Genomic DNA, 15,012 nt, shown 5'->3' with positions numbered 1-15,012 from the left:
CTGCACGACCCGTTCCGCCTGCTCACCGATGCCGAACCGGCTCCAGACGGGTCCGAAGGCTGGCTGAAGTGGGCAATGAATCGGGTGAGCGCCGGCGGTAAATGGATATGGCAGCAATCCTTCGGCGAGAGCGCCACGAGCCCGGAGTCCGGGCCGTATCAGATCATTCACACCAGCCTGTCCGCGCAAGGCTTGCTGGCCCTGCTGGTGCACAACTCCCAGCACTCCGACGATATCGAGATCCGCGGTAACGAGGGCATCATCACCGGCACCGATTACCGGGTCCGTATCGAGTCGTATATCACCGACGTGGCGGTGCGGCCGAAGACGGCGCAGATCAATACCGAGAACTGGCTCCCCTCGCACAACAAGTCCTCCACGAGCGATTCCGTCCTGCACAGCGACATGCTCGGGGTTAGCCTGACCGCACGACTCGGCGACAAGGCCGACGGCAGTGCTATCCCAGGTGGGACCTATCAGCACACCTTCGGAAGATCGCGGAACTCCAGCGCCGTCGAATCGATGGGCTCCAACCGGGTCACCTCCACTTCCGGCGGCCCGGCCTACGAGTTCACCGGGCGGGTGGTCTACGTCGTCACCGTCGAGAAGGGCACTCGCAACGCGCTCAGCGGTATCGCGAACGACTTCATCAGCGCGGGGAAGCGCTTCTTCGGCGTAGCGGAACCCGCGTCCCATGGAGATAACACCCTCGTCGTCGATTCGCCCGGCCGAGCGGGATTCGTGGTGCACGACAAGGATTTACACCGCTATCCCGAACTGAGCCGCCTGGTCGAGGAAAGCGGCGTGCACAAGATAGTGGAGCAGTCGAGTGCCGATCTGTACCTGCCGAGCACCTATGTTCAGAGCGGCGGGGCCCTCTCTTACGGCAAGATCGTCGGGACGAATTTCGAGGGCGGTCGGGACGGCTTCAAGAAGGCGATCGAGAACCTGGTGAAGTCGGTGGCTCCCGGTATCACGACGCCGAAGTCGGCCAATTACCTCCACGGCCTTGCGATGGAGGTCAACGGCTACGTCTTCGGCACACGCACGATCGGACCCGGCAGTCACCGAGTCGCCGTCGTCAACCGTTCCTCGTGGTTCGGTCCGCGCCTGGTCGAGCTCGAGTTCACCGCGCGCCCCAACCCGAAGACCGATCTGAACCGGATCCGCGGCAGGCGACTTCCCAAAGGCGTCGGTTTGGAGAACACCTTTTACCACAACACCGCCGACGGCAACGCCCTCGGCGGCCGGAACACCACGGTGGGCACCGTTCGCACCGGAGTCGATCAGTGGAGCGGCAATCCCAGCTGGCAACAGGGCGGCATACGCCCCACATTCAGCTTCGCGCTGCAGGGTGGTGGGAAAAGCAGCGCTTCGCAGGACTCCGATCGGTCGTCGGACACGTGGCTGCGCGGCGACGACACCTCGATCTTCGACGTTCCTTACATTTACGAGGTCAAGATCAGATGGTGGCGCCTGCCCAACCAGGTGGCGACCTATTTGGCGAACGTCGCCCGATGGACCGGTGGAGTCCTTCGGGGACTCGATACCTCGGCGTTGGGCCGACCGGCCTACTCGAGCTCTCTCACCCTGAACTCCGTCAATCTCGTCCAGTTCAATACCGCCGATACCCGAACCGATACGAGCGCCACCACCTCGGCCCGCGTCACACCCGGCATCTACCGGTCCGATCCGTCGGTCCGCCGGCCGGCCCCGCCCGCAGGCAGCGTGGCCATCGAGATGGAGATACCCGCCGCGGTTCGAGATCGGCTCACGGGGCCATGGGAGCGGAGCAGGCCGATCCAGGTCTACTGGTTCGATGGCTTCGTTCAGCTCGCGCAAGCGCTGCGCGCCGTTGCCCCCTCCGTCGAGGCGAGCCACCAGACCCACTCCGTCGAGAGCATGATCATCGCCCTGAACTCGCTGGCCCGAAAGGGCCGACCCACCGTTCTCGGCCCCGCGACCATCGCCGCCTTCCTCAACGCCGCCGAGACATTCGACGGCGACCTGCCGACCCCGGCAGAACACGAGCCGGGTCAGCAGGTCACCGACATCGTCGCCGAGGTGACGCTGCACTCGGTCGAGATCGAACAGACCACGGGGACAATCGCTCTCGACGGTCTGGCGATCGACACCGACAGTTTCACGTCCGCCGCGGACCAGTCCGTCGCCTTCATGCCGACCTTCGGCGTGAGCATCCCGACCACCGCGGACGCCAGCAACCGCGGCGCACCCGCCGGGTTCCCGTACAGCGGCGGGGCGAAGGGGTACGGCATGGCCAGAGACATCGGCAACCAGGTCCGTCATTACACCCGCTATGGCACAACGTCACTGAACTCTGACGGCCTCGGCTCGGACACTCATCGCGTCCAGACCGTCGCGCTCATCAAGCTCGTCGGGCCGGCGGGCACGGTCTGGGTCGTCGGCAACGCCGTCGCGCTCACCACGGAGATGCTGACGAAACCCGGAGGGGTCCGGAAGGTTTCAGCGGTCGTTGAAGCGGAACCCGAGCAGAGCACAGCTATCACCACTCAATCCGAGACCAATAACAAAGTCACACAGCAGAACTCGCCTGAACAGACGAACCAGCCAGTACCGCCGAAGACGCCCGCCGACGACCAGCTGGGCCCGGACAAGCCGCTGGGCGCGCTGCCCGAGAGTTCGCCCGTCCGCGACACCGCGTCGTCGCGCGGCGTCCGGGTGCAAGGCCCGCGATCGAACACGGTGGACGGCATCGCCGCGCCGGCAGGGCATGTCTGGGAATCCATGCGGGACAATGGCGATTGCTTGCCGCTCATGCTCGAGCGCGTCGTGTACCCGAACGACCCACCCTTGACCCAGGAGGTACTGGACCAGCGGCTACTAGATCTGCGCGCGGACATCGCGGCCGAGATCGAGGCGAATGCCGAGGACTACTTCCAGCAGTTCGCGGCCATCGTCGACGCGGAACTCGACGCTGGGCTGCTCGATCCTCGCGAATGGGCGGTCCTGCGCGCGGCGCGCGACAATCACCGGCTTCTCGCCGAGTTCAGCCGGCAGCTCCGAGCGATAAGAGCACCGAGGGTCTGGCGGAACGCGATCAGCCATCTGATGCCGCAGGCGGCCTCCGCCGTACTCCGGCGGCGCGGAATCTATCTGGCGCTGAACAACAATGAGTACCGGACCCGTCCGGTGATACTCGGTGCGGAGACCACCGAAACGCCGAGCGCCACGGCGTTGACTATCGGCAATCACTTCTACCTCGCCGTGCCGAGCGAACCTCACGCCTTTACCGCGCCGGAAACATCTCTCGCACAGGGCGATTCGAAAGTTGTGATGGATGGATCCCTTCCGCTGCCCACCATCACGGTCACCGCGCCCGACGGCAGCGTGCGGCCTGTGGACCCCGCCGAGGGCGCGGCGCTTCCCGACGACGAACAGGCTCCTATGGACCAGAAGAATGCGGATACAGAGCCACGGACGCAGGATGAGCCGGATACGAGTGAGCAGCGCCCGTCGCATGAAGAGCAGCTCACCGAAGCTGTATCGCAGGAAGAAATGCTCGACGCCGTTGTGCACGAGCAGGTCGGCGCGGCATCGCACGATGACACGACCCGCCAGAGCGACCGTAGTGACGCGACACGGGCTCCACCTGCGGGCATCGTCCGAACCTCCTCTCCCACAGGCAATGTCGAGCACACCAGCGGTATCGCGCCCACCGGCACCGTCGAGCCCACTGGCACGGTCGAGCCCACCGACACCGTCCAGCCCACCGACACCGTGAAAGCCGAAGACAGCGTCGAGTCCGTCGACACCATCCGGCCCGCACCGCTGCCCGAACAGCAGACGGGCGATATCACCAGCGAAACCGACCCACGAACGCCGTCGCGTCCGCAATCACCGACCGACAGCGCGTCGGTCTACAGCACCGACACGAATTACGGTGTACCGCACCGGGAATCGTCGGACGGTGAGCAGATCACGGACGACAAGACCGAACCGGTTGCTCCGATCAGCTTGGAGTACATCCGATCCGCACTGCGTTGGAACGACGACGAAACGGAGCCTGACACCGACGAGCCGACCCGTGCATCCGCTCTCACCGAGATGCGGTCGGAGACGCCGCAGGTACACGAGGCCGAAACCGCCGGCCGAAACGGGCTTCCCCCGGCGGTTACCAACGAGGCCCCGGATCGACCTGCCATCGGCCCGCAGGCTCAACGAGACAATCCCTTCGGTCGGCACCGATCGTCCGCCGACTCCCTACGGCGTGCCGACGTGCCCGACACATTCGACCTGTCGGGCACGGGCTGGGATACGCCACCGCACCCCCTGCGGCGGTCGAAGAGCGACCCCGGCATCCTGGCGCAGAAGCACGGCATGGAGCCCGCGGCACGCGACAACTACACCGACCGCGCCCCGAGTACCGGCGATGTCCCCGAGACCCACATCGCCACAACAGCTTTCACGCCCGACCAGCACGGCACGCGCACGGTATCCGACGGCAGCGCGCCCGCGCCTACCGGTGACACGACGCGCACGCACAGCAACGACACGTCGGTAGCACCCACCAGCCACACGACGCGCGAGCTCACCATCGGCACGACGCGCGAGCCCGCCAGCGGCACGACGCACAATCCGACCGACAGCACATCGCCCGTACCCACCGGCCCTACAACCCACGAGCCCACCAACGGTGCCCCGCGCACCGGCGATGTCCCCGAGACTCGCGCGAACTCAGCGACTCTCACGCCTGATCGGCACGGCACGAACACGGGAACCGACGGCGGTGCGGCTGTGCCTACCGGCGGCACGACGCGCGACCACAGCAACGGCACGTCACCCGTACCCACTGCGAGCGCACCGCGCGAGCCCGGCGACGGCACATCGCCTGAGCACAGCACGACGCACGAGTCCATCAGCCGCACAACACAAGAGTCGACCGGCGGCACGACACGCGAGCCCGGCAGCACAGCGCACGAGCCGACAGACGGTACGACGCGCGAGTCCGTTGTCGCTGGATCTCGCACGCGGAACCGATTGTGGGGTCTCGTCTCTCGACTTCGAGGCCGAAGTGAGGCGACGGCGGCAACACACGAATCATCGGGCGGGCGCGCCCCCGGCCGTCATCCGCGCACTATGTTCCAACAGCTCGTGCACCGACCCGCCGGTGGCACAACAACTTCCATCACCCGTGCGGCCGCGCTCCCCGCGCATGGCGACGGCACCGTAGACCACGTGGCCGCCACCGGCTCGCGTCTCACCTCGCAGAGCCACGAGCCCGCCTACGACTGCCTCACGCGCGCGCTCACCGATATCCGACGCGACAACCACAGTCGCGCGATCCAGCCGAACTACCGGGCCACGGCACCCTTCGGCCGCTTGAAGCGAGTACTGCTCGGTCAGCGAACTCTGCCCGGCCACTCGCGGCGGGAAGCCGAGCAGGCCGCAGGCGGCAAGCTCCGCGGCTACGCCGACGAGGATCGAATCGCCAGGCAGCTAGAGTTTCTCGGCCCCGGCGCACAAGCACTCGTCGTCGGGGTGCATCCGACCGTAGGCGCGAACGGCATAGGCGCACACGCCTTCCGCATGGTCAATGTCCGCGGCGCCATCCTCGTCCACGATGCCGCCGACCCCGACCATCGAGTCCCCCGGCAAGGCGGTGCCGCCGTGCACGCCGTCCTCTACTCCCCGACCGGCAGACCCACCCGTCCGCTGCGCCTCCCCGACGAAGCGGTCCCCGATTTCCCCCGCGGCATTCGCATCGGCGCACCGTCCGACGACACGACCACACAGCCGACGTCGTCGGCCACCCCTGTCGTCGCCGATCAACCCAACCTTGTCGGTCCCCGCCGATCGCACTATTCGACCGACGTGTCCGCGGAGGTGTACTCGACTCGCGAATTCTTCACGACGTTCTTCGAAGCCGAGTTCCCCGCAGGCACGGAGATACACTTCAGCGATTTCGCTGCGAGCTCAGGCGTTTCTGCCACGTTCACCGGCGATGCCGTGCGATCGATGACGTGGCCCGACGGCGCTCAGTGGGAATCATCGCCCGCCGAAACCTGGGAATTCTTGACACAGGCATCGCCGCCGGAGGGGTTGGTCACGGTGGTCCAGCCCGGCTTCCGTGCGGATTTCACCGAACGTGTCGTGCCGGTCGAGGGCACCGGTGGCTTGCGAGAGGCGGTGAGCCGTAACGAGCTTCTCGCCGGGACCACGGTTACTTGGCGCAGTCGGGACACGATCATCACGGCGGCGGTCCGGCCAGACGACGCCTTCGATCTTCTCGTCTCCGACGGCGACGGCCCCTTGGAGATTCGACTTTCGACCAGATCCGAACTTCTCGATCAACTGTCAGCCGATGGCGTTTCTAACGTGCGAACGAGCTTGCGCATGCCAGAGTCGTGGCACCGCTTGCCGTTCGGCCACGACTCGGACCTGCACGCTCTCGGCCACTTCCTCGACATCGATGCGGAAGTCCTGCGGACCGAGGTGGACCTACACCTTTCCCAGAACCCATCGAGTCTCGCGCACCAGGAATCCGCCCTGGTCACCGCGGCGAGACTGAAAAAGTTGAATCTCGTAGTGCTCGGCCCTGACGGGAAGATCACCGAGCATCAACTGGCCGGCCAGGGCTCATACGCGTTCTTGCGCCGAACCCACGACGGTGGGTACGAGGTCGGCCTCGGCGCGGACGGCAGCGCCTTCTTCACCATGCGACCCAATCCGATGACATCGGATCAGAGAAGAATATTCGAACACTATGTCGCAAAATACACCCTGCGGCAGATCGCGGAGGCCGTCGGGTGTTCACACGAGGATGTCCGCAATGTCCTGAGTGGTGTCACCAGAAGAATGTTCAGGATGCGTTCATGGATTGATGCCGCCCGGTTGGCTCGAGATAGAGGGTATTTGGACGAGGAATCCATCGACGAACTTCGACCACCGTGGCAGCCATTGACCGAAGTCCAGATCGACGCGGTCGAGCGTGTCGCCGCAGGGCAGAGTGCTTACATGGCTGCGCAGCAGTCGGGGAAGAATGAGTCCACACTCACCGGAAATTTGGCGCGGGCCGGCAGAAATCTCGCGATGCCGGATCCGTCGGATTTCAGAGCCACCGCCGCCAAGGCGCTCGAGCTGGGAATCATCAGCGCCGACAGGGTAGCTCGACTGCGCGCTGAAGGAAGCGCCGGCCGATCCGCGCCTCAGGGTCCCGAGCACAGAACGCTGAACGATACGCAACGGATGGGGCTGGAGCATATCCAAGCCGGCTTCACCTTCACCGAGACCAGAGAACGGCTCAACAAAAATAAGTCCACATTTCGCGACCAGCTCTATCGCGCGGGCGACAAGCTCGGGCAGCCCAGCCAAGGAGATCACAAAGCCACCGCTGCCCGAGCACTCGAAGCGAATGAGCTGGATCTCGCCCGAATCGCCGCGCTGCAGGCAGAGCTGACCGACCTACGCGCATCCGATCGAACGACCGCACAGGCCGGGGAGAGCTCTGCACAGGGGTCCTCCGCCTGGGTTCGCGGGGCGGCATGGCCCACCGCGCCACCCACATTCAGCCCCGCGCAGTGCGCGCCACGAGCTTTGAAGTATGCGGCGGACCGACTGCCCTATTCCCTCATTACTTGGCCACCGCCGGACTCCATCGGCCTCGGCGGAATGAGCGCCGGGCATTTCAACCGCCACGCCGGAACCGATCTGCGAACATTCAGCAGCCACGCCGAGATCGTGAGCCACCTTCGCGACCCGGGCGCCATAGCCATCGTCGTCGACGCCTACAGCGCCCCCGCCGATGAGAACGGAATCGGCGCGCACGCAGTGGTTTTCGAGAACGACCACGGAGCTGTTCGGGTATACGACACGATCACCGGAAACTACTACCCGCTCGACCAACACCCAGCCGCCGATCTCCGCGCCATCACCGCCGTCATCTACAACCCGGACGGCACCGTACGCATCACCAGCGATAGCCCAGCCGACGGCGCCCAGGTCCTCGGCGATATCGGCATCGGCGCACCGAGCGACACAACGCTATCCACCCAACCCGTGGGCGACGAGCGCGACGGAGTCGACGGCACGCCGACCGGCAGCGGCCCGACCGCCATCCCGATGTTCGACGCCCTCTGGAAAACCGGTCCAGGCGCACACGCCCTTTACGGATCGGGCGGGAGCCGCACCGGCGACAACACTTCCCAGCTCGCACCGCAGGCCGGTACGCGACAACGCCTGCGCGACTTCATCGCTCGGCTCCGCGGCCGCGACGCCGCCGGTGCGGAGACGGCATCCGCTGCGGCACAACCACTCCGAATCCAGCCGCGCACGAACCCACCGGCGCACCCCGTCAGCGACCTGGTTCGGCGGCGCAATCGCGTAACAGACAGCGCCACACCAAATTCCCCCGAGCTTCCGCCTACGCGCACCGTTCAGGGCGACGGCACCGCCGCGCACCCGTCACACGATCGAGAGACGTCGCGGGATCCCCGAACGTCGCGCGGCTTCGCGCTGTCGCTGAACGGGTTCCAACAGCTGGACGAACAGCAGCGGGCGGCGGTCCTCGGGCATGCGGCCAAACCCGTTGCGGTGAACGACTTCTTGGCCGATCCCGACGGTTTCATCCGGGAATGGGAGGAGATCGTCGATGCGTACGAAGGCATGTCGATCCTGTGGCCCGATCAGGATTTGCCCGCGTTCGACGAACTCGCCTCGAAACTCGACGAGTTGGAGCAGACCGAGGACGTGCCGTACGCGGTGCAAGGCGTGCGCGAGATTCTCGCCTCCGACGATCCGCGCGGTGAGTGGCAGAGCGTGGTGGACAACCACCGCAGATACCCCGAGTTGAACGACCACTTCACCACCCACCTGAGCACACCGTTCGGCATCGAGGAGGTCCGCGCCCAGATCCAGATTCTGGACGAGGCCACCGCGGCGAGACTGCCCATCACCACACCCTTGCGCGTGGTGACCCATGACAGCCTTACCCCACAGCAACTGATCCTGTTGGGAGAGGCGAACTCTGAGGTCCTGATCCGCACCTTCACCGCCGCCGAGGTCATCGAGGAAGCGCCGTCCACTACACGGCCCGACGTCGAGTTGATCGTGCCCGCCGGGACACATGGACTGCTGTTCGGCGACGCCGCGCACCCGAAGGTGCTGTTACCCCGCGACATCGTCGTCCGCATCACCGAAATACACGCGGGTGGGCGGGTCACAGCTGAGGTGATGGCGTCCGAGCCCGCTCCCGAGGACGCCCGCTACATCCCCGGCGGCGACGATCAGGCGTCGTTCATGGATTCGATCGACTCGGCAGCATTCGGCCCGCCCCGGCTGGGACGCCTGGTCGGGGGCGTGCACTACTTCGACGATGAGGGCGTCCGCGGAAACTTCGCCCACCACACCCTGCGAGTCTGGGACGACCTACCCGGCAACCTGATCGACGCGGTGCTCGCCTTCGAGGAGTCGGCGCTGATCAACTTCGCGCTGCGCTGGGGCGGAGTGTCCGGGCTGGAGCGGTGGGTCGATCATCTCGCCGAGAGTGCCGAGCTGTGGCGGGCGCGGCAGGAAGAACTGCGGCGCGCCGGAACCTCGCACTATCAGCCCATGGATCGGCAGATGGAGGTGCCCACCCGGTTGCTGTCCGAGCCACAGACCGCAGCCCGGTGGGCACAGATCGAACGCGATGCCCATATCGAGGAGTTGTACCGCGCGCATTTCGGCACCAACGCATCGGGCAGGCTCGACGCGAGCACGCTCCGAGAGCACGTCGACTCGCTCGACCTGGCCACGAGTGCGCGGCTGCGGTTGGCCGGCAAGGTGCACATCACGCGAAGCCTCGCCACCGTCGATTTCCTGATCGCCACGGACGGCAAACCTTTGGGCGACCGTGACCCCGAACTGCTCATCGGCGTCCGCCAGGTCGAACCCGCCTATATGTCCACCTCGTTCACCTCCCGGGTCGTCCACATGCCCGAGCAGGCGAAGTACCGGGTGGCCTTGACGGTGCCGCCCGGCATGACCGGCGTTTACATCGGTAGCGATGGCAGGGACCGCTTCAAGCGCGAACTCATCCTGCCCCGCGATACCAACTATCGGGTGACAAGGGTCGAGCACCGCCCCGGCCGTATCCCGGTACTGCACGCGGAGATACTGCTGCCGTCGACCGTCGGCTCTCCCAGCCGTGCGCCGAGCGCGCGGGCCCCGGCGTCTACCGGTCCGATCGACAAGGGCCGCAGCGAGATTCACGACGACGCGGAAGCGTATGCCAGGGCGGTATGGTCGGCGTCCACGCCGAAGGCCGCGCTGGAACTGGTGGCGGCGCTGGACCAAGCACGGTTGCGGGCGGTGCGAGACGCTTATCGCCACTTGTTCGAGGGTCGCGATGTGATCGCGGATCTGCGGCACGCGCTTCCCGGCGAACACGACCACATCGACCAGATCTTCGCCGAACCCGCGGCGAAAGACGAAAAGCACGTCGCTGTGCCGATCCCGAGCGCTACGGACCGAGGTTTCGACCGCACGGCGGAGCACCACGGCGCGGACATCCAGTCGCCGTACGACACGGAGCACCGCCGCATCGGCCATCCCGGCACCACCGACGGCAGTGCTCCGCGCACCCACACGGGGGATCCGACCACGGGCGCGCGGGCCGCCCACTGCGCGCCCCTGGCCCTGCGCTACGCCGCTACCCGAAACCCCGCCGCGCCCATCACCTCGCCCGCGGCGGACTCCGTCGGTCTCGGCGGCATGCGCGCCGCGCAGTTCAACGACTACGCCGGAGCCGAACTACGCACGTTCACAAGCCATTCCGAGATCGTCGACCGACTCCGTCGACTCGGCGGCGGGTCCATCGCACTGGTCGTCGACGCCTACCACGGTCCGGCCGATGAACACGGGATCGGCGCGCACGCTTCGGTTTTCGAGAACCATCGAGGAACGGTTCGCGTTTACGAACCGATCACCGGACGCCACTACCCGGCCGACGAACACCCCACCCGCAACGTCCGCGTGATCGCCGCCATCATCTACGCCCCGGACGGATCCGAGCACATCTTCGCCGACCACGCAGCCGACGGCGTCGCGATCCTCGGCGATCTCGGAATCGGTGCGGGTAGCCCAGTGGTGCACAGGCCGCCGTTCCGAGATCCCTTCGCCGAGCAAAACCTCGAAATCGCAGAATTGCGAAAAGCTCTGACGGAGAACAATTTCGACACCGACACCGAGATACACTTCCACGACGGCGACCGGCCCCGGGTCGCCGTGGTCCGCCGGGACGGCAATCTCGCCGTCCGCGAGCCGCACACCGAGGGTGATCTGCCACCGAACGCACTGGAGATCATCGACCGAGCGGAGTTCGCTCGCCGGCTCGACGAGTACGAGGCGCGGCAGGTCCGCATCACCCTGCCCGCGCCGATCGATTGGTACCGGATTCCCTCGACTGATCAAGACAATCCGATTCCGACTTTTGCTCACATTCTCCGAGTAGACGCCGCGGAGGTGCGAAGGGAAGCCACCAAAAACCCCGCGCCGGACGCCGAGGATCCCCTGCTTTCCGGGGCGGCCAAACGCTACTCCCTCAATTACATACTGGTGCACCCGGACAAGCCGCGGACAACCGTGACGAACGACCCGGAGGTGCCGACCTTCTTCCTGCGGCGCACGGAGGCGGGCTACGAGGTCGGCATCACGGCGACCGGTCATTACGCCACCGTCGTCCGGCCGGACCTGCCCCCGCCGCCCCAGCCCGGCGCACTGCCGAGGGAGCAGATCCCGCCGCCTCGCACGACGATGCTCGCGGGCGGGCCCGAACCTCTACTCGAGGGTGCCGGTCTGCGGCGACTCTACCTTGCGGAACAGCGTCCAGTGACCGCGCGAGCGCCGAAACCCGCAGTGGTGCAGCGGGGTCGGCGAAACCGGACGCGGTGGATCCGCGACCGAACAGTGCCGGACCGCAAACTCCGCGGCAAGACGGTCAACTCCGCGCACCTGCCTCGAGCGTGGAGTCGCGTGACGCCGACCCACTACATGGACGACACGGAGCGGGAAGCCCATCGGGTCTTCGTGGACCAGGACGGCCTACTGCGCCATGCCCGCGACGGTTCGCTCTTCCACTCCGAACGCGACGAGAAGGAGATCAGCGAACGCAAGGACATCTTCGTCATGGACGAGTTCGGTAATTTGTATGTCGCCAGGAAAGTCAATGGCCTGATCCAGCATTCGTCTTTCCTCGGCGGCCGGACCGTCACCGCCGCAGGCGCCATCTCGGCGCGACACGGCGTAGTCACCAGGATTGTGGACTCCAGCGGGCACTACTGGCCCGACGAGCAGATGAACGATTACGCCCTGGCCTTCCTCGAGACGCAGGGCCTGCGATTCGCCGACGACTTCCAGCGGGTGATTTTCACCGCGAAAGAGTTTGTCAAGATCCGTGACCCGCAGACCCAAGCGAGCACTCGCACCGCAGCTCTCGCCCGCGCCGTGCGGATCCGCGACGCGGGGCCGACTTATATCCGGCCGTTCAAGGTCTACCGAACGGAGAATTCCCACAAGAATCTCGGCTGGGAGAATTTCCTGCCCGGCACGACAATTCGCTTCAGGGACACCGTGTTCGACACCACGGGCACCGTCACCGCCGACCACACCGTCCGGGTAGTGGCCCGCGGGATCGCCGGAGCACCCCTCGACCGCGAGTACGAACTCGAGGCCGAGACACTGCAGAAACTGGTTCTCGACCTCGGCGTGCAGTCCGTCCGGGTGGAGCAGCCCGAACTCCCCGCCTTCACCTATCTCGGCGAGGACCTGCTGCGGCAGATGGAAAGGGGCGCAGACGAATTCACCGCCGATCCGGCACTCGCCGACCAGCACGCCCACATCGACCCTCCCCCGGCGACGGGAGAAGCGCTCGCGCGGCCCATGCCGTCGCGCTGGGAGCCGGTGCCGACCGGCGTTTCGATACTCGCCACCGTCGCCCGAATCCTGAGCACCCCCAGAGCGAGCACCCGCAAGCACGTCTCGGATCACCTGCGCGACGAGCTGGAGATGGAGGACGAACGGCGCGAGGAAGTCGACCAGAGCCGCGCGGACGGCGACCTCGATGACGTGGAGTGGCAGGCAGAACAGCGGGTTCGGCAGGATTTCGATCGCTGGCGGTCGACCGCGTACTGGGCCATGGTCGATTCCGTCGCCCAAGTGAGTTCACCGGACGCACAGGCCGGAGACGAGGCGCTGCGGGTGGTCTCGCGCGCCTACGACGTGAACTTCGTCAGCGTGCATGCCGACGGAAGCGTGCACGAGATCGGCGAGTTCCCCTGGCCGGCAACGGTGTTTCTGCGTCATACCGCACCTGGTGGTTACGAGATCGGTGTCACCGATACGGGCGCGCCGTTCGCGGTGTGGCCGCCGCAGCGGCTCTGGGACGGGCTCTCCTCGCCGACCGGCCGGGTACCCACCGATCGCATTCCGCCGCCGTCGCGGCTCGGACTGGCCACGCCGCAGATTCCGTTGCTCCGCGCGGCCGTGGCGCCCAGGCTCACCGATCCGGAATCGAACTCCTCGCTGCCCGTGTACTACATGGACGCCGCGGAACTGGAGTCGCACCGGCTGTTCCCGGGCGAGGACGGCAGACTGTACCGAGCCAGTGACGGATTGCGGTTCGATACCACCAAGCTCGACGATCTGACGGACTACGCCCGCCGCGTGCTGTTCGTGATGGACGGGTCCGGCAATCTCTACGCCGCCGCCACCGAGCGCAGCCGTCGCATTCAGCACGCGTCGTTCCTCGGTGGGCGCGCCGTCACCGCCATGGGTGAGCTGGAGGCGGCCGACGGCCTGCTCACCGAGTGGACCGACGCCGATCTGCCAGGCCCACCGGGACCGGAGAACAATGATTACGCGCTGGATTGGCTACGCCGCCAAGGGCTCGTGCTCGACTCCAGTTTCATCCGAATAGACAGCGACTCCTCCCACCGAGACAGGATCGGCGAGCTGGAGCGTCAGCGCACCGCGCTCACGCACCGGCAGATCCTGGCGACCGCCACGGGAGCCGCGCTGCACCACATCGATAACGCGTCCACCGCGGACGACCCGGCGGCGCGCGAGGCGAGGCGGGCCGCGCGCGAGCGGTTCTTCCAGGAGCAAACACAGCTGAACCACTGGCGTCACCAACTGAACGCGAACAGAACCTCGAAGACCCAGCAGGCAGGCATATTCGTCCACCCCGAACCCACCGGCCCCGACGATCGCATCACCCCACCCCACGCCCCCGACACACTGCGCTCCGAGAGCACGCAGGGCGACCGAGCGACATGGTGGGAACAGCACGGCCGCGAGTGGTGGCACGCCCTGCATTTCGCGGATCTGGCCCCGGGTTACCAGGCGCGCCTGCTCGCAGACTTCCCCGGCCTGCGCAATGGCCACGGCATCCCCGCCGCCATACGAAACACTCTTAACCGCAAGTTCATTCAGCTCGAGATCGCATGGATCCGCGACCCCGCCGCTCCCTCGGCACGATTCGCCGCCCACCGACGCCGCTTACACAGTCTCGAAACCACCCTCGCCGCACTACATGTCGCAGATTTCGAGGCGACATTCGCGCAACGTCGCTCCGATCTCGCGACCCCAGAGGCGCGATTGCTCTCATTCGACCTGGACCCACGAGCACAACGCGGCAACGTGACAATCGCCATCGGACCGGTGGACACCGCAACGACCACCGATCGACAGATCCTCCAAGCCACCTCACTCGACCCCCTAGCACACACACTCACCCGCCTCATGCACTCACACGCGGAAACCCCAAGCCCCCAAACCGATTACGCAACAGTCCTCGTCGTCAACCTCGACGCCCCCACAGACCGCGAACCAGCGGACCCCGCGCAACAAACTTCACCAAGGCCACCCGTGCCCCTACCCATACCCCCAAGGCCCCCGGTGCCACTCCCGCCCAGCTTCACTCCACCTTCAACGGACGGGAGTGCACCGACCCGCGCCAAACCCAACAACCCCCAAGACCCGACCGTTCCACGCTGA

Annotated in this window: 1 protein-coding gene (only partly in view); it reads left to right on the top strand. The window is 66.3% G+C overall.

The genetic code is table 11. The features are described from left to right. Positions 1–15,012 carry the final stretch of an IQM protein middle domain-containing protein gene (locus ON39_RS43695; protein WP_040743042.1) on the top strand. 21,834 nt of this gene lie to the left of the window's left edge, so the window shows 15,012 of its 36,846 coding nt (coding positions 21,835–36,846); the start codon falls outside the window, past its left edge; it ends in the stop codon at positions 15,010–15,012.

Source organism: Nocardia tenerifensis NBRC 101015 (assembly GCF_000308715.1).
Taxonomy (GTDB): domain Bacteria; phylum Actinomycetota; class Actinomycetes; order Mycobacteriales; family Mycobacteriaceae; genus Nocardia; species Nocardia tenerifensis.
The sequence above is the reverse complement of the archived record's forward strand: the minus strand, read 5'-3'. Positions and strand labels throughout refer to the sequence as shown.